The following is a 16,918-nucleotide window of genomic DNA, read 5'->3' on the forward strand; positions in this document are numbered from 1 at the left end:
AGCATGAACGAGCTGATCGAGACCGCCCTCCAGTACATCGAGTCCGTGCCTCCGGTGTGGCGGATCGTGCTGGTCGGCGTCGCGATCCTGCTCGAGACGAGCGTGCTCATCGGCCTCATCGTGCCCGGCGAGACGGTCCTGCTCGCCCTGAGCACCGGCATCGACGCGCCGCTCCCCTGGGTCCTGACGATCGCGGCCTCCATCGTGGGCGCGCTGCTCGGCGAGTCCTTCGGGTTCTGGCTCGGTCGCACCTTCGGTCCGAGGATCCGCGCGTCACGCGTCGGCAGGTGGCTCGGAGACGAACGATGGCAGCGCGCGGAACTCCTCATCCAGCGCCGCGGCGGCCCCGCGGTCCTCATCTCCCGCTTCCTCCCCGTGCTCCACTCCCTCGTGCCGCTGACGGCAGGGATGGGCGGCATGCGCTACCGGCGCTTCCTCGCCTGGACCATCCCCGCCTGCATCATCTGGTCGACGGCCTACGTGAGCGCTGCAGCCGGAGCGTCCGCCAGCTTCCGCGAGCTCTCGTCGTCGCTGCACTGGGCTGGCTACCTCTTCGTCGGCGTCATCGTCGTGTTCCTCCTGATCATGTGGCTCGTCAAGCGCGCCGTCGGGAAGGTCATGAACCGCGATCTCGACGAAGCGAACGCGCAGGCTGCCGCCGCATCAGCCGCCCAGTCCACCTCCGACGCTCCGACGGGCCACGACGGCTCAGACACCGAGACCGCGGGCGTGCGAGGATGAGCGGGTGACGCCGACCTCCGACGCCCAGTCCCCGCTCGAGCGCTGGCTTCTGAGCCTCAAGCCCGTCAGGGCCGTGATCGACAATGCCTTCCGCATCGAAGACCGAGTGCGCCTCGTGCGCGTGAAGCTCGTTCGCAAGCGCGGCTACCTCACGGTCCTCGAGCCCTACACCGGGTACGGAACCACGTCCTGGGTTCGCGCGCTCGCGCGGGTCCACATGGCCCCTCCGGGCAACAGACGCCGCTTCAGCCTCTCCAGGCTGCTGAGGCGCAAGCGCCGGGAATCGGTCGTACGAGGATGGCGGAGCTTCGCGCGCGTCTCCGCAGGCAACGTCCCCGCGACCGTCATCATCGACGGCGTTCGACACCCGGTCAAAGCCGACCGAGGCGGCATCGTGGACATCAACCTGCCCGCGAACCTCAAGCCCGGCTGGAACACCATCACGTTCGAGAGCTTCGATCGCCAGACGAGCAGCGCGCCTGTCTTCATCGTCGCCGACGAGCAGCGCGTCGGCCTGCTCTCCGACATCGACGACACCGTCATGGTGACGGCCCTGCCTCGCCCGATGCTCGCAGCCTGGAACACCTTCGTCCTCGACGTGCACGCGCGCACACCGACCCCGGGCATGAGCGTGCTCTCCGAGCGCATCCTGACCTCATTCGGGCGCAGCGAGACCCCGGTCGTGTACCTGTCGACTGGCCCTTGGAACGTCGCCCCGACCCTCGCGCGCTTCCTCGGACGAAACCTCTACCCCGCCGGCCCGCTCCTGCTCACCGACTGGGGACCCACCCCAGATCGCATCTTCCGCTCCGGGCTCGAGCACAAGGTCTCCAACCTCGACCGCCTCGCGCGGGAGTTTCCTGACATCAAGTGGATCCTCGTCGGCGACGACGGACAGCATGACGAGCAGATCTACGGCGAGTTCACGAGCCGCCACCCCGATCGCGTGCTCGCGATCGCCATCCGCCAGCTGTCCACCAGCGAGGCAGTTCTGGCGGGTGGACGCGCGGCGAGTGCGCACTGGCGCAAGAACGCACCCATCCCGTGGGTCTACTCTCCGGACGGCGCGGGACTCGCCAAGCAGCTGACCGAAGCGGGCATCCTGCCCGACCTCACGCAGGCACCAGCACAGGCACCCGACGCCACCAGCTAGGCGGGCTCCTCCCGCGGGGACTGAGCCCTGCCCAAGGCGAGCGTGAAGTTGAGCGAGTCCATCTCCGAGTACGGGCGGTACATGCCGTTGAAGACCCTCGAGCCCTCCGGAGTCAGGATCACCCGCACCCCGAGCCATTCGGCGACGTCATCGCGCACGAGCGGAGTTCCGATCTCGCAGCTGGCGAAGTCGATGAGCTCGCCGCCTTCACCCTGTACGACGAGCCTCGCGTCCTCGCCCTCGAAGACGAGCTGCGGGTTACGGAAGCTCACGTCGAGCATGCCGCCGTGCCCGGTGAGGCGAACGGCTCCGGTGAAGGACGCACTGCCCATGGGTGTGTCGCCGGCCAGCCACGCCGAGTCGGTGGCTCCGCGCGGGTAGGCGAACTCCTCGTCGTCGACGAACGCGCCACCCTCGAGCAGCACCTTGCCGCCGGAGCGGCGCACGTACTCGACGAAGGACGACTTGATCGGCCATCGCAGTTCCCCGCGCCAGAGCTCCATGCCTCCACGCTAGCCCGCCACGAATTCGAAGCGCCAGCGGCAATCTGCTCTCGTCACTTCGAGAGCAGCAGCGAGACCACGAAGATGACCGGAACGGACAGGAACGTCGACGCCAGGATGGCTTCGCGAGCAACCCTCATCCCAACACCGTAGTTGCTGGCGTAGGTGAAGACGTTCTGCGCGGAGGGCAGCGCCGCAGTGACGACCACGATGAGCAGAGCCGCACCATCCAGGCCGAAGAGCCAGGCCCCGATCAGCCAGGCGAGGGCCGGATGCACGAACACCTTGAGCACGGTGGCCACGATCGCAGGCGCCCGCTCAGGTTCCCGGAAGGGGATCGCGTTCCCCCACAGGGACATGCCGAACGCGAGCAGCATGGCGGGAACGCTCATGCCTCCCAGCAGCTCGAGCGGATCGAGCAGGAAGGGCGGGATGGTGATGCCGGATGCGCTCACGGCGATGCCGCCGAGAGCACCGATCACGATGGGGTTCCTGAACGGACGCAGGACGATCTGCCACCAGCGGAGCCTGGGCGCATCCTCGGCGCGCGAGGCGATATCGAGCAGGGTCATGAAGATGGGCCCCATGATGAGCTGCTGTCCGAGCATCACCGGAGCGACCAGCGTCGCGTCGCCGAGGACATAGACGGCGATGGGGATGCCCAGGTTTCCGGCGTTGACGTAGCTTGCCGCCATCGCACCGGAGGTCGTCGTGCCGAGCCCCCACTTTCGCAGTGCGCCGATGGCGCAGTACACGAGCGCCACCGCGGTCATCGCGATCGCGGTCACGACGAACTGGCTCGAGTAGAGGACCTCGAGGTGCGCGTCGGCCATGAGCGTGAAGAGCAGCGCCGGCGTCGCGACGTTGAACGCCAGCTTCGAGAGGCCAGTCTGCCCGGTCTGACCGAGCACTCCGCTGCGTGCCAGGAACACGCCCACCGTGACGATGACGGCGATGACCGCGAATCCCTGAAGAACATTCATAGCTGTCGAAATCGTATCCTGCCCACACCTGCCGCCGGCCCACCCGGAGGGATCGGCAATCTCGCTGGAGAGCCCGAGTGTCATTCCGTCGGACTGCGCGATCAGCAACCGAAATGACTTCGGTAGTGCGTGAACTCATCGTGTCGACACCTAGTGTTCGGGGAATTCAGGACCGACTTCGGTCTTCTGGACGAACCTGGATTCAAATCACCGGATAATCATCTAGCATGTATTCGCTCTGCAATAACCGAAGGGGATCCACATGGCTCGGAAAGTCATCTATCAGCTCGTCGACGACATCGACTCGAGTTCACTCGCCGAAGGCGAAGGCGAGACCGTTCAATTCGCCCTCGACGGAACCGACTACGAAATCGATCTCTCGGACGCGAACGCCAAGAAGCTGCGCGACGCGCTCGCCGACTACGTGTCGGCGGCTCGCACAGTAGCAAAGACCCGCAAGAACAAGTCGACGGGTTCCAACTCCAGCCGCCCGAAGCGCGACCTCGCCGCAATTCGCGCCTGGGCGCGCGCTGAAGGACACAAGATCTCCGACCGAGGCCGCATTCCCGGCTCGATCATCGAGGACTTCGAAGCGGCGAACTCCTAAGCTGCGGGACTGAGCGGCCGCACGGGCAGCGCAGAACAGGCCGCACGCAGAGAAGAGGGCCAGACGGCGAATGCCGTCCGGCCCTCCTTTCGTCACTCAGCCACCGCATTCCCGACTTCTCCCCCGATGAAGACGCTCGGGAAAGGCGGAAGCGGGACGCCCTACTTGGCGACGATCGTCGGCGTCTCGAGGTGCGCGAGGACTCCGTGGCTCACGGAACCGAGCAGGAGACGGGCGAAGGTGCCGCGTCCACGACTGCCGACGACGACGAGCGATGCCGAATGAGCGGCATCGATGATCGCCATGTCCGGGATACCCTCCACGACCACCGGTGTGATCTCGAGATCCGGGTATCGCCCCCGCAGCCCGGCGAGGGCCAGCGAGAGCGTCTCCTCCGCCGAGAGGCGGAGCTCATCGAAGAAGTCACCGGTCACGATGACGCCGCCGCCGTACACGTTCGGGGCATGCCAGGCGTGCACCGGGATGAGCGGCTCTCCGCTCAGGCTCGCCTCCTCAGCCGCCACGGCAAGAGCGTGCTCTGAGAGGTCGGAGCCGTCGACCCCGACCACCACACCGCGCCGGTCCGAGAGATCGACATCGGGGACCACTGCGACCGGCGATTCGCTCGCAGCGGCCACGCGCACGCTGTGCGTGCCGCTCGCCCGCCCCGAGGACTCCCCCCGGTTGCTGCCGACGACAAGGAGGCCAGACGTCTTGGAGAGCTCCGTGAGGGTCTCGATGATGGCTCCGGTCACGACGGCCGTCTCGACCTCGAGCGCCCCGTCCACGGCAAGCGCCGCCTCCGCAGCCTCCTGGAGGATGCGAGCAGCTGCGCTCTCCGCTTCGATGAGGAGGTCTGGGTTACCTGCCCCGGCGATCCTCGGATCCACGATGTGCACGAGCTTCAGACGTTTCCGACCGCGGGAGGCTCGCGCCGCCGCCCATCGCGTGGCGACGATTCCTGGTTGGTTTCCGGCGACTCCGACGGTGATGTTCTCGCTCATACCCGAATGCTAACGCCGCCGGCCGGTGGAATCACTGCGTAGAGGTGTACTCCCGCTTGAGGTCCGTGAATCCCGCCAAGCGGAATGGGCCCGGCGTCTCGTTGGGGAGCGTGAACTCACCAAGATCACTCGGGTCGCGTCGCTCGTGCCACACGAGGTATTCCGCGGCGTCGATGGGGACTCGAGCCTCGAGAACCGCCCGATTCTCCTCAGCACGCAAATGCTGGCGATATCCGGGCTGCACCGTCCCCGCGAAGAACTCTGCGACACTTCCCGAGCCATAGCTGAGGAACCCGATCTTCGCTCCCTCGAGGTCTTCATCGCTGTCCAAGAGGCTGAGGAGCGCCAGATAGATCGATGCGGTGTAGGTATTTCCTATGATTCTGTTGTATTTCAGCGTCGGTGCGATCTGTGCGTCGAGCACCCCGGGGTCGAGATCGCCACCGGCCGTCTTGATGAGATGACGGTGCGCTTTCGACGCCATCTTGGTGAACGGCTGGTGATAGCAGAAGCGGCTGAATTCGTTGATCGGGAATCCGCCCTGCGCTGCATAATCGCTCCAGGCGTTCTCGACGGCCTGCAGGTAGGCCCGAATCGAGTACTTCCCGTCGACGAGTGCGGTGACGCGCCCGTTCGGTCGCCAGAAGTCCATGATGTCACTCGTGAAGACGCCGGAGCCTGGCTCGATGACCACCAGGTCCGGGTTCGCAGCGACGAGCATCGCGACAGCGCCCGCGCCCTGCGTGGGCTCCCCGCTCGAGCCGAGCTCGTACCGCGCGACGTCGCTGGCGATGACCAGCACCCGCTGACGAGGATCACGGGCGACCAGTGCCGTGGCGAACTGCAGCGCGGCCGTCGCTGAGTAGCAGGCCTGCTTGAGCTCGACGACGCGGCAGGTCGCGGGAAGCTCCAGCAGCTGGTGCACGTAGACGCCGGCGGCCTTCGACTGGTCGATACCGGTCTCTGTCGCGAACAGCACCGTCCTGATGCCCTCGACGCCGTGCCGGTCGATGATCTGCTTGGCCGCGGCCGCGCCCATCGTGACGACGTCCTCGTCGGCAGCGGTGATGCTCATCCGCTCCTGACCGATGCCGATCGTGTACTTCTCGAGTTCGGTCCCGAGTCGCTCGGCGATGACCGAGAGGTCGAGCACGCGTGACCCCGTCGCGAACGCGAGGTCGTGGATGCCGATTGGTGTAGTCATAGTGTTCGATCGTCTCCGGGCGTCGCTCAGTTCGCGGCGCGTTCCAGCTTGATGTGCGAGGCCATGAGCTCGCCTTGGTTCGTCTGGGCAGCCATGAGGGAGAGCTCGCCGCAGAGAACGGTTGCCGCACACAGTACGGCCAATCTCCGAGCGTTCGCTCCGGGCTCTCGCTCCTCCTTGCAGCCGAGTCGAGCCAGGTTCGCCTCGATGAAGTCGAGGCCCTTGCCGTTTCCGACGCTGCCGACGATCAGATTGGGCAGCGTGCAGGAGAAGTACAGGTCGCCATCGCGCACCTCCGCATGGGTGATGCCCTGCGAGCCCTCGACGATGTTCGCCGCATCCTGGCCAGTCGCGAGGAAGAACCCGAGGAGCATGTTCGCGTAGTGCGCGTTGCCGGTCCGGAGCCCGCCGGCGAGCATCGTGCCGATGAGGTTCTTGCGGACGTTGAGCTGGGCAATCTTCTCAGGGGTCGATCGCAGCCACCGCTCGACGGTGCGGCGCGGGAGCACCAGCTCGGTGACGACGTTCTTGCCCCGGCCCAGGATGCCGTTGACGGCCGTTGCCTTCTTGTCTGAGCAGAAGTTGCCCGAGATGGACTCGTAGCGAAGCTCGGGCCAGCGACGCAGGATGAAGTCCATGAGCCGCTCGGAGGCGAGCGTCACCATGTTGTGGCCGGACGCATCACCGGTCGTGAGCTCGAAGCGCAGGAAGAGCAGGTTCCCGGCGATCTGCGCGTGCAGGTCGATGAGGCGGGCGAATCGGCTGCTGGTCGCGACCACCTCCTGCAGCAGGTGCATGTGCGCCTGGATCTCGCGGAGCGCCTTGAGCGCGACGCCGGCGTCGTCTGCCTCGAAGAGCACCGAGCGGCTCATCCGCTCGTCGATGAGCGTCGCCTTGATGCCGTCGGGCACCAGCATCGACATCTTGGCACCACGGCCGACCGACGGCCACAGGGGCTGCTCGTAGGTTGCGAGCGGCACGAGCTGCTCACCCTCCATGACGTTGCCGGTCACGCGAACCGGACCGACCCACTTGAGCGGAACTGGTGCGTGGTCGAGGAGCTCGGTGCTCATCGCTGTCCTTTCGATGGGAGGGTGCCCCGCCCGCGTGCACGCGAGACGGTGGCCGGGTCGATGCCGCGGGAGGTGCAGAAGTCGAGGAGGGCGCCGTGGAGGACCAGCTCCTGCTGGCTGAGCGCGCCAGGGGTGACGGCGCCGAGCATCGTCTGGAGCGATGTGAGCTGTTCCTGCCAGGAGCGGATGTGCTCGATGAGCGTCTCGACCCCGTGCTCGACGAGCACCTCGAGGAAGTGCCCGGAGACCCCAACTGCCCGCGCGCCCAGCGCGAGAGCGCGGAGCACGTCAAGGGGTGTGCGCACTCCCCCCGACGCCAGGAGGACCGGCAGAGCGGCGGTGCTCGCGTCAGCCTCGATGAGCGCCTCCGGCGTGGACTGGCCCCAGCCCACGAGGGAGGCGTAGTCGCCGAGGCGGCGCCTCGAGTTCTCGATCTTGGCGAAGTCGGTGCCGCCGCGCCCGCTCACATCGGCGTACTGCACGCCGAGCTGGGCCAGTCGCTCCAGGGTGCTCGCACTGAGTCCGAAGCCGACCTCCTTCACGATCACCGGCACGCTCACGCGCTGCACGATCGACTCGATCGCGGCGGGCCACGCGGCGAAGTCCCGGTCGCCTTCCGGCATGACCGTCTCCTGCACCGAGTTGATGTGGATCTGCAGGGCGTTCGCCTCCAGCAGGTCGACGGCACGCTGAGCGTCATCCGGCGATACGGTCGCGTTGACGTTCGCCATGACGAAGCCTGTGGGGTTCTCGTCACGGATGACGCGGAAGCTGGAGGCCGTCGACGCGTCCTTGAGGTAGGCGGAGAGCGAGCCAGCGGCCATCGCGATCCCGGTTTCGCGAGCTGCGCGTGCCAGGTCGCCGTTGATGATGCCCGTGCGCTCGCTGCCGCCCGTCATCCCGTTGAGGTAGAACGGCACGGGCCAGCTCGCGCCAGCCACCTGCACGGCCGTCGAGACGGTCGCCCGGTCGACCCCGCCGAGCGCGTGATGGATGAAGCGGACATCGTCGAAGTCGTTCCGGACGATCCCGGGACGTTGCGCGAGAGCCAGGTCGACGTGCTCGTCCTTGCGGTTACCCATGTTCTCGAACTCCAACTCGACGATGCGGTACGACGTGCAGATCCAGGACCTCGATGCCGGCGGCGCGCCACGCGGCGTCGAGCTCCTCGTTGTGGGCGGGTGCCAGGGCGATGCCGCAGTCTCCACCGCCGGCCCCGGAGGTCTTCGCGGGGATCCCGACCGAGCGTGCTGCCGCGATGAGCGCCGAGAGCGCCTCGGTGCGGATGCCGATGCCGCTCAGCTCGTCCAGCGCCTCGAGGTTGGCCTCGGCGTCGCGGATGGCCGCGAGGGCCAGCTCGCCGCGCTCGGCACGCACGGCGGCGACGAGCGCGGCCGTGATCCGGTCGCTCTCCGTCAGGAAGGCCGCGTACTGCTCGGTCGATCGCCAGTCTCCGGCGTGCAGGGTGCCGACGAGTTCGGCGGTCGAAGCCGGCGCCGAGGTCCACCCCACATGCAGGACGACGGAGCTCGGGGATGGGAGCGCCTCGAGGACAAGTCCGGGCCAGGCCTCGGCCAGGCTCGCCTCGACCCCGCTGCGACGTCGGAGCTCGCGAGCGGCGAGACGATCGGGTGAGGCATAGTGCACCCATCCCCCGAGCGTGCTCGTCGCGATGTCGGCGCACGATGCGGCGGGGCGCAGCTCGATCGTGGCGAGGCTCGCGAGGCGGTACACCGCGTCGTCGTCGACGTGGATGCCGAAGTGCTCCGCCAGGGCGCGGACGGTGACGACGGCGACGGCGCCGCTCGAGCCGAGGCCGTACTTGCGACCGTTGACGTCGTCGAGCTCGCTCTCGATGTCGAGCGCGAAGGGCTGCGGCTCGATGCCACGCTCGTGCGCCAGCTGGACCAGCACTCGGATGCACTCCCGGACGAGGTCGGCACCGGGGGCATCGATCGAGACGAGGTCGCCGTCGATGCTCACGGGTACCGGCTGCGCGCCGAACTGGTGCGAGCTGACGGTGCTGCCCTCGTCGGCCGAGGCAGCCCGCAGGCTCGCTCGGATGAGTCTCGATACGCCGACGATCACGGCGTGCCTCCCCGGTTCGACGACCGCGTACTCACCGTTGACGAAGAGCTTGCCCGGTGCCTCGGCGACGATCACCGCGCCACTCCGGGGGCAGCGTCGGCTTGCGCGTCGGCGTTCGAGACCGCCACACCCGGACCAGCCGGGGCGATCACGAACTCGGTGCCGGGGGCCGCCGATGCGAGCGCGTCACGCACAGCCGGAGCCTCTGCGGCCCTGCACAGCGTCTTCACGTTCGGTCCGGCATCCATGGTCGCGTAGGCCTCGAGGCCACCGCGTCGGAGCTCGGCGACGGCGTCGAGCAGCGCCATGCTGCCTGCCGTGAGGTAGCGGACCGGCGGCACGGCCCCGAGCATGGCCGCGTGCATGCGGAGGGCGTTTCGCTCGGAGATCTCGCCGACCTCCGTGAAGTCGCCACGGCGGAGCGCGTCACGCATGAGCGCCAGCTCGCCTGGGTTCGTCTCGACCCATGGCGCGTTGTACGGGGAGGTCTCGACGGTCCGGCGCATGGCCTCCCTGCTCGAGATCGGCTTCGCTCCCGCGTTGACGATGCCGAGCACCATGGCGGCGTCGATGTGCGCATCGTCGACCGGCTCGGCATACGAGCTGAGGTCGTCGTTGCCCGCGTTCCAGACGGCGAAGCCGCCGAAGATCGAGCGTGAGGCCGAGCCCGAGCCGCGCCGCGCGAGCCGAGACAGCTCCCTCGGTGACAGGTCGAGGCCGTAGGCCGACGATGCTGCCGCTGCGAGCGCGGCGAAGCCGGAGGCGGAGGACGCGAGACCAGCCCCGGTTGGTCCCGCGTTGCTCGTCTCGACCCGCGCTGACCGCACGCTGCCGGCGAGTTCGCCGACGTGGTCGAGGAAGCGCGCGACCTTGGCGGCCGCTGCCTCCGGCATGGGTGTGCCGTCCTGGAGGATCTCGTGGGGGCTGCCCTCCCCCAGGAGCGAGACGGTCGTCGTCGTCGGGTAGACCGCGAGCGTCAGCGACAGGCTGGAGGTCTGCGGGATGATGAGCGCCTCATCGCGCTTCCCCCAGTACTTGATGAGAGCGATGTTCGGGTAGGCGACGGCGGTCGCGGTCACAGCGGCGTGCCAGTGCTGGTGACGCTCCAGGTCTGGATCGCACCCGCGCTCTGCAGCGCAGCCGCGACGACCGCTGCGTTTCCTCGATCGACGACGGCGACGATGCATCCGCCGAGTCCGCCTCCCGTGAGCTTCGCGCCGAACGCGCCGGCGCCGGTCGCAGCCTCGACCAGCTCGTCGAGGGCGGGGTGGCTCACACCCAGACGCGACAGCAGGACGTGCGCCTCCGACATCCGGGAGCCGAGCGAGCGCGCCTCATTGGTCTCGAGGTCGGTGATGGCCAGGTCGGAGAGCTCCCCGAGAGCATCGATGATCGACATCGTGGCGTCGTGGTCGCGTTCCAGCGAGGTGCGCACGTCGTCGACGGCCTGACGGGTGGATCCGTGCACGCCGGTGTCGGCGATCACGAAGCACGCGTCGAGGGCGACCGGCACTGGCACGGCACTGGCATTCTGGAATCGAATGGGCGACGGGATGGTCGTTGCGAGCGCATCGAGCCCGCTCGGCTTGCCGTGTGCCACCTGCTCGGCCAGCTGGACAAGCGCGAAGTGCTCACCACCGGAGAGCGTCACGTTGTGCAGGCGGGAGACGGCGTCGACGATCGCGCCAGCCGCCGCGGCACTCGACCCGAGTCCTCGTCCGAGCGGGATGTTGCCACGGACAGCGACGGTGAGGCCCGCGAGCTCGCCCCCGATCGCACGCAGCGTCTCCTCGATGGCCTTCCTCGGTGCCTCCACGATCTCCGGGGCTGCCGCGAGCGGCCCCGTGTAGTGGTCGGACTCGAAGCGCGGCTCAGTACCCTCGCGCCAGGCGGTCGCTCGCATGCGCATGGCACGCAGCGGAAGCGCGACGGCCGGCTTCCCGTAGACGACGACGTGCTCGCCGAACAGGATCAGCTTGGCGTGCGCGCTCCCGCGCCCGACAGCTCGCCCGATTCGCGGCAACGCAGAAGTGTCGAGAGAAGCAAGCGACGTCACGTCGAAACTCGATGGCACCAGGGTCACTCACCTCGCAGTAGGTCGGCGTCAAGTGTATGGCGCAGCCAGGCCGATTGCATTTCGGGCACTCGTCAGCTTCCCAGGATGTTGACCATCCATGCGACCCCGAAGCGGTCGACCAGCATTCCGAAGGTGTCTCCCCACGGCGCCTGCACGAGCGGCTGCTCGATCTCGCCGCCGTCGGCCAGCTTCTCCCAGTACCCGCGCAGCTCGTCGGCGGCGTCGCCGCTGAGGGAGATCTCGACCGTTCGTCCGGGGTTGGGCTCGATGAAGGAGGGCGTGTCGGAGGCCATGATCGTGAACCCGCTGGCAGTCGTCAGCTGGCCGTGCATGATCTTCTCCGACTCGGAGGGGTCCATCGGCATGCCGGAGCCGCCGAACGTGCTGAGCACCAGCTCGCCCCCGAACACCTCCTTGTAGTACTCGAGCGCCTCGCGCGCGGTGTCGAGGAGGTGGATGTATGGGTTGAGGATGACGGCCATGGTCGTGCCTTTCTCTCCTGTGGACGACGGGCCTCGTCACACCGTCCGATCGTGGCACAGGCCACCGACATTTCGAGGTGTTCCGGCAGGGAATACCGTGAAACAATCTCGGCATGGAATTCACGACCACCATGAGCCTCATGGGCAGGAACACCGGCATCGAGGTGCCGGCAGAGGTCATCGAGCGGTTGGGCGCAGGAAAGAAGCCGGCCGTCGTCGTGACCGTCAACGGCTACACGTACCGGAGCACTGTCGCGGTCATGGGTGGGCGCTTCCTCATCTCGTTCAGCTCCGACAGGCGCAAGGAGACCGGCATAGAGGGCGGTGATCCCATCACCGTCGTCATCGAGCTCGACACGGAGCCGCGCACCACGGAGGTGCCCGCCGACCTCGCGGAGGCGCTCGACGCCTCGGGCGCACGGGCACGTTTCGACGCCCTTTCGCCGAGCGCCGGGAAAGCCCACATCACCAGAGTCGAGTCAGCCAAGGCCGACGCGACTCGCGAACGCAGAATCGCCGCGGTCGTCGCCTCGCTCGCATAACTCCCGAGTCACATCAGCGCTCGGCCCGGCCGTCTAGCGTCGCAGCGACTCGGCGAGCGCTGGCTGGACCTGAGCACGCGTGAGGTGGCCCGCGATCACGAGATGGGACAGGCCCTGCACGGTTGCCCAGAGCGCCGTGGCACGCGCTTCGATCCTGGCGGCGCTCGCCTCTGGGTCGAGGTCGGCGGCCGCATTCCCGAGCAGCCCCTCGAGCTCCTGGATGAGTGGCGCCATCGTCGCGCTGGGCGCCCCCGGGATGCAGACCTCCGGGTCGTAGATGAGCGTGAAGGCGTGCGGATGATCGACGGCGAACTCGACGTAGGCGACAGTGAGCGCGAGGGCACGCTCCTGTGGGGCGGCTCCGGGATCATCCGCCGAGCTCACCGCGTGCACGAGTCGCTGCATGCTCACCTCGCCGAGGCGCTTGAAGAGACCGACCTTGTCTCCGAAGTGGTGGTAGGGCGCGTTGTGGCTGACACCGGCCTCGCGAGCCAGCTCACGGAGGCTCATCGTGGCGTGCGACTTCTGCGCGAGCAGCTCCATGCCTGCGGCCTCGAGGACCGGGCCGAGGTTGCCGTGGTGGTACGGCGCATCCGATCTTGACATGAGCAACATCATAGCTAAGCTGACTGTCGTCACATCTTGACACTGTCCACTTCAAGGCTCTGGAGCCCGAATGCACACCCTCGTCATCGACGGCCACCCCAACCCCGACTCGCTCTGCGCGGCGCTCGCCGCACGCTACGCTGACGCCCACGGCGACGCTCGGGTCCTCGCAGTCCGCGACCTCGTGTTCGATCAGAACCTCCGGCGCGGCTACACCAGGCGCCAGGATCTCGAGCCCGATCTGCAGGAAGCCTGGAGCGCGATCCAGGACGCCGCACGCATCGTGCTCGTCACCCCGGTCTGGTGGGGCTCCGTCCCGTCACTCCTGCAGGGGTTCTTCGACCGACTGCTCTTGCCGCGCATGGCCTACGACGCCTCCGGCAAGCTACCCAAGGGCCTTCTCAAAGGACGCAGCGCGCGCATCATCCTGACCGCGGACAGCCCCGGCCTCTACCTGCTCCTGACCGGCAACACGCCGATCAGGCAGCTCAAGACCCACGTGCTCGGCTTCGTCGGCCTCGGACCCATCGCGGTCACCCGCTACTCCCCCGTCAAGACCTCCACCGAGCAGCGTCGCGAGCTGTGGCTCGCTGACGCGGCCCGCCTCGGCGCGAAGGATGCGAGACGCTACTTGCCCGCGCCGAGACCCGCCCTGATGAGCTGACCGGTCGTCGCCGTCGGCAGGTAGGCGCGTGTCAGTCCGATGCCGATGCGCGGAAGGTCGGCCTCGTCTCGGTAGAGCAGGTACATGGGCTCGTATCGCGGATTGAACTTCGTCTTGAAGCTGTGCAGCGAGGAGAAACCGTAGAGCGGCTCCAGGAGCTCGGAGACCTGGCTCAGCACCTGGTCGAGGGCTGTCGCCTCCGCCTGTCCCGAACCTGCGAGCGGCGCTCCGGAGAGCGAGGCGAAGGCGGCCCCCTCGTCCCGGAAGGCGAGGGCCGACGAGATGATGAGGAACTCCATCACGGGCTTGAAGCCGCCGTCACGCCGACGCATGAGGTCGAGCGTCCAGCCGCGGACCGCGCCATCCTGCCCGTACACCGGCAGCCACGACGTGACGCCGTGCACGCTGCCGTCGTCGTCGATCGCGATGCCGAGGCGCACGGCAGGGTCGAGGGCCTCATCGACGCCGCCGAGCGTGAAGCCCATCTCGGGCAGCCCCTTGTCGCCGACCCAGTCCTCCGAGATCGCACGCACCTGCGCGAGCACCGCCCACGGCTCCTCGGCGAGCGTCGTCATCTTGAAGCGGATGCCCTCGCGCTCAGCACGGTTCACGGCGGAGCGCACCGGCTGCCACGGCTTGCCCTTGAGCTCGAGCCCCGGGAGGTCGATGATCGTGTCCTCCGCGACCTGCACGCGCTGCCAGCTCGCGGGGGCCGCATCCACCGTCGCGCGGGTCGCCGAGAAGAAGGCGGGCGTGTGCCCGGCCAGCTCGGCGCGGGATGCGAAGTCGTGGATGAGGTCGCTGAGCTCGCTCTTCGGCGCGACCGGGTCGCCGAGCGCGAGGGCGACGCCCGAGTACTCCTGATAGGCGACGTAGCCGTCCTTCTTCGCGCTCAGCAGGTAGTGGTTGCGCGGCCAGAGCGTCATCCAGGAGATCGTGCTGCCGCCGACTCTCGGGAGGATCTCGCGAGCGTCCTCGACCGTTCCTCGGCGCTCGCCCGAGATGGAGTTCTTCGACGGCCGCACGCGGACCGCGAACGAGCGGCGGGCGACGATGAGGAAGACCACGACGAGCACCCAGAGCAGGGAGCCGGCGAAGTTCATGGTGAGGCCCTCGTCGAGGCTGCCGGAGGTGGCGACCGCGACGACGATGAGGGCGAGCTCCAGGAGATTGAAGACGCCAAGGGCCACCGCGACGCCCCAGGCGAAGCGCTGGCCACGCCTGATCCCGTTGGCGACGAGGAGGATGATGACGACGTCGATGGCGACACCCACCCACGTCTCCGTCTCGGCGTCCGTCTTGCCGAGCGGGCCGTCGAGCGAGAAGAACGCGGCGACGACCTGGGCCGCGCCGAGCGCGATGAGGGCGGTGAACGCGATCAGCCGGTCTTCGCGGGTGCTTGTCGCGAGGCCCGTCTTGCGATGGCGCTGCACGGCGTAGATCGTGAAGATGACGGCGACCGGCAGGAAGTGCTCGATATCGGCGAGGTCGCCGACATAGAGGAGGCGCAGGGAGACGAGCGCCCCGAGCGCGAGCCCGAGTCGCAGGCGCCACGGCGGACGCAGCACCCAGACCAGCGCCGCCGTGAGGGCGGCGATGCCGCCTGACGCGCCGACGTCGAGGTCGTCGGCAAGGCGCGTCGCCCACTCCCAGCCGGTCGGAGCGAGCGCCGCGACGATCGCGAGGGTGCCGAGCACCGCAAGCGCCTGGCCGCCGAGGAACACGAGGGCGGTGCGCTTCCAGCCGAAGCGGAACTCGAAGACGCCGCCGACGACGAGGAGCTGCACGATGAGGAGGGCGTAGTGCCAGGCGCCGCCGCCGAGCAGCGATCCGGTGATGGGGGTCCACCACATGCCGGCCTCCAACGGCGGGATGCCGAAGGCGACGTCGCCGTACCAGGGCTGAGCCCGTGAGAGGTGCCACATGGCCCCCGTCGCGACGCCGATGGCGATGATGACGAGGGAGAGCGCCGTCGTGAACGGGGCCCGGCGAGCGAAGGTGACGATCGGGCGCACGGCTGCGGCGAGGGCGTCGCGAACGGCGGCGCCTCCCGGGGTGGAGTCCTGCGCGTCCTTCGCCGCAGGGATGAGGAGGTCGAGCTCCTGCTCGGTCTCGCTTGTCGCCTCCGCGCCCTCTGGACGTCGCCGGGCTCGATAGACGACGATCGCGACGATGACGATCACCAGGACCGCGGCGACCGCGAGCGCGGCCCAGCCGAACGCGTGGATGAGCGCGAGGGCGCTCTTCCCGAGCGCGACGGTGATGGCGGTGACGCCCGTCGCCCAGGCGATGCCGCCGAGCGCGTTCGCGAGCAGGAAGCGCCCGTACGGCATGGCCATGGCACCGGCGAGCGGCCCGGCGAAGACTCGGAGGAGCGCGATGAAGCGACCGAAGAAGACCGCGTACGCACCCCACTTCTGCATGAGGCCGACCGCCGCGTTGATCCGCGCGACACCGAAGTACTTCGGGTACCGCTGCGAGAGGTAGCGCAGCAGGCGAGCGCCCCACCGCTTGCCGATGTAGTAGCCGATGGAGTCGCCGACGATGGCGCCGACGGCCGCGGCGGCTGCGAGCAGCCAGGGGTCGACGCCCGTGCCCGCGACGCTCATGAGCACAGCGGCGATGAGCACGCTCTCGCCCGGGAGCGGCAGGCCGAGGCTCTCGAGCGTGACGATGACCGCCACGAGGAGAACGACGAGGAGTGGTGGGAGCGCTATGAGCCAGTCGAACACGGGTTCAGGCTAGCTGTGAAATGCCCGAGAGACGCGGGATTGTTGCCAAACCGCCGCCAGATTCGCTCCGAACGACCCACGTGACCAACCCCGGACACAGCGAATTGAGGAGCAACACATGAAGAAGACGACGACTCGGACCATCGCCAGCCTCTCCACGGCCGCAGCCCTCTCCCTCGGCGCCGTCGCCCTGACGGCCGCTCCCGCGAGCGCCGGCGAGCTCGCACCCGCTTCAGCTTCGAGCTCCGTCTCGACGCTGGCCAGCGGCGCGCTCATCAACGGCCCCCTCATCGACGGCCCGCTCATCGACCTCGGCGGGCTCCTCAACTCTCTCCAGATCGGCCAGTTCCAGTAACGGGTGCGCCTCCGTCTCAAGGAGGCACCCCAGCGGCCAGCGCCGCACGCCGAGCAGGACATCAGGTGCCGAGGGAGACCTCGGCACCTCTATGAGGAGCGCAC

18 protein-coding genes are annotated in these 16,918 nt (G+C 68.2%); 6 read left to right on the forward strand and 12 right to left on the reverse strand.

Features of this window, described 5'->3' with window-relative positions; translation table 11 throughout:
* The first annotated feature begins 3 nt into the window (after positions 1–3).
* Both GV007_RS00330 and GV007_RS00335 read left to right on the forward strand, forming a co-directional pair.
* The gene (locus GV007_RS00330; RefSeq protein WP_160070518.1) at positions 4–741 is read left to right on the forward strand and encodes a DedA family protein; all 738 of its coding nucleotides are present in this window, start codon (positions 4–6) and stop codon (positions 739–741) included.
* Positions 742–745: 4 nt separating this feature from the next.
* Positions 746–1,894, forward strand: a complete 1,149-nt coding sequence (locus tag GV007_RS00335; protein WP_323741457.1) for an App1 family protein — start codon at positions 746–748, stop codon at positions 1,892–1,894.
* Here GV007_RS00335 and GV007_RS00340 read toward each other — a convergent pair.
* Entirely contained in the window at positions 1,891–2,397 is a 507-nt protein-coding gene (locus GV007_RS00340) for an HtaA domain-containing protein (RefSeq protein WP_160070519.1), read from the reverse strand. The two genes, GV007_RS00335 and GV007_RS00340, sit on opposite strands and share 4 nt — an antisense overlap.
* 53 nt (positions 2,398–2,450) lie before the next feature.
* Entirely contained in the window at positions 2,451–3,380 is a 930-nt protein-coding gene (locus tag GV007_RS00345) for an AEC family transporter (protein ID WP_160070520.1), read from the reverse strand.
* Between the two features lie 262 nt (positions 3,381–3,642).
* Between GV007_RS00345 and GV007_RS00350 the strand changes: the two genes are divergently transcribed.
* Positions 3,643–3,987, forward strand: a complete 345-nt coding sequence (locus GV007_RS00350; protein ID WP_104331490.1) for a histone-like nucleoid-structuring protein Lsr2 — start codon at positions 3,643–3,645, stop codon at positions 3,985–3,987.
* A 161-nt stretch (positions 3,988–4,148) separates the two neighbouring features.
* Here GV007_RS00350 and GV007_RS00355 read toward each other — a convergent pair whose 3' ends face one another.
* From GV007_RS00355 to GV007_RS00390, 8 genes are all read right to left on the reverse strand, one after another.
* Positions 4,149–4,991, reverse strand: a complete 843-nt coding sequence (locus GV007_RS00355) for a universal stress protein (RefSeq protein WP_160070521.1) — start codon at positions 4,989–4,991, stop codon at positions 4,149–4,151.
* Between the two features lie 31 nt (positions 4,992–5,022).
* On the reverse strand, positions 5,023–6,195 hold the full coding sequence (locus GV007_RS00360) for a hydroxymethylglutaryl-CoA synthase (RefSeq protein ID WP_160070522.1): 1,173 nt from the start codon (positions 6,193–6,195) through the stop codon (positions 5,023–5,025).
* Between the two features lie 26 nt (positions 6,196–6,221).
* Positions 6,222–7,268, reverse strand: coding sequence for a hydroxymethylglutaryl-CoA reductase (locus tag GV007_RS00365; protein ID WP_160070523.1), 1,047 nt, complete (start codon positions 7,266–7,268; stop codon positions 6,222–6,224).
* Positions 7,265–8,350 (reverse strand): type 2 isopentenyl-diphosphate Delta-isomerase, encoded by a 1,086-nt coding sequence (fni, locus tag GV007_RS00370; RefSeq protein WP_160070524.1) that lies wholly within the window; start codon positions 8,348–8,350, stop codon positions 7,265–7,267. Before fni ends, GV007_RS00365 begins: the two co-directional genes overlap by 4 nt.
* The gene (locus GV007_RS00375) at positions 8,343–9,431 is read right to left on the reverse strand and encodes a phosphomevalonate kinase (RefSeq protein ID WP_160070525.1); all 1,089 of its coding nucleotides are present in this window, start codon (positions 9,429–9,431) and stop codon (positions 8,343–8,345) included. Before GV007_RS00375 ends, fni begins: the two co-directional genes overlap by 8 nt.
* Positions 9,428–10,435: a diphosphomevalonate decarboxylase gene (gene mvaD, locus GV007_RS00380; RefSeq protein WP_236558219.1), complete on the reverse strand. Its 1,008-nt coding sequence runs from the start codon at positions 10,433–10,435 to the stop codon at positions 9,428–9,430. The genes GV007_RS00375 and mvaD overlap by 4 nt, the downstream gene beginning before the upstream one ends.
* Entirely contained in the window at positions 10,432–11,379 is a 948-nt protein-coding gene (gene mvk, locus GV007_RS00385) for a mevalonate kinase (RefSeq protein ID WP_160070527.1), read from the reverse strand. The genes mvaD and mvk overlap by 4 nt, the downstream gene beginning before the upstream one ends.
* A 125-nt stretch (positions 11,380–11,504) precedes the next feature.
* A complete protein-coding gene (locus tag GV007_RS00390; RefSeq protein WP_160070528.1) occupies positions 11,505–11,915 on the reverse strand; it encodes a VOC family protein in 411 nt (136 codons plus the stop codon).
* A gap of 113 nt (positions 11,916–12,028) precedes the next feature.
* Between GV007_RS00390 and GV007_RS00395 the strand changes: the two genes are divergently transcribed.
* Entirely contained in the window at positions 12,029–12,457 is a 429-nt protein-coding gene (locus GV007_RS00395) for a YdeI/OmpD-associated family protein (protein WP_160070529.1), read from the forward strand.
* A 33-nt stretch (positions 12,458–12,490) separates the two neighbouring features.
* On the opposite strand, the gene GV007_RS00400 is transcribed toward GV007_RS00395, so the two are convergent.
* Positions 12,491–13,063, reverse strand: a complete 573-nt coding sequence (locus GV007_RS00400) for a TetR/AcrR family transcriptional regulator (protein WP_160070530.1) — start codon at positions 13,061–13,063, stop codon at positions 12,491–12,493.
* Between the two features lie 70 nt (positions 13,064–13,133).
* Here GV007_RS00400 and GV007_RS00405 point away from each other — a divergent pair, with 70 nt between their 5' ends.
* Positions 13,134–13,727 (forward strand): NAD(P)H-dependent oxidoreductase, encoded by a 594-nt coding sequence (locus GV007_RS00405; protein ID WP_160070531.1) that lies wholly within the window; start codon positions 13,134–13,136, stop codon positions 13,725–13,727.
* On the opposite strand, the gene GV007_RS00410 is transcribed toward GV007_RS00405, so the two are convergent.
* A complete protein-coding gene (locus tag GV007_RS00410) occupies positions 13,691–16,459 on the reverse strand; it encodes a rhomboid family intramembrane serine protease (protein WP_160070532.1) in 2,769 nt (922 codons plus the stop codon). The genes GV007_RS00405 and GV007_RS00410 overlap by 37 nt on opposite strands.
* Before the next feature lie 118 nt (positions 16,460–16,577).
* Here GV007_RS00410 and GV007_RS00415 point away from each other — a divergent pair, with 118 nt between their 5' ends.
* Entirely contained in the window at positions 16,578–16,814 is a 237-nt protein-coding gene (locus GV007_RS00415; protein ID WP_160070533.1) for a hypothetical protein, read from the forward strand.
* Positions 16,815–16,918: the final 104 nt, after the last annotated feature.

This window comes from Pseudoclavibacter sp. 8L (assembly GCF_902506465.1).
Classification (GTDB): domain Bacteria; phylum Actinomycetota; class Actinomycetes; order Actinomycetales; family Microbacteriaceae; genus Pseudoclavibacter.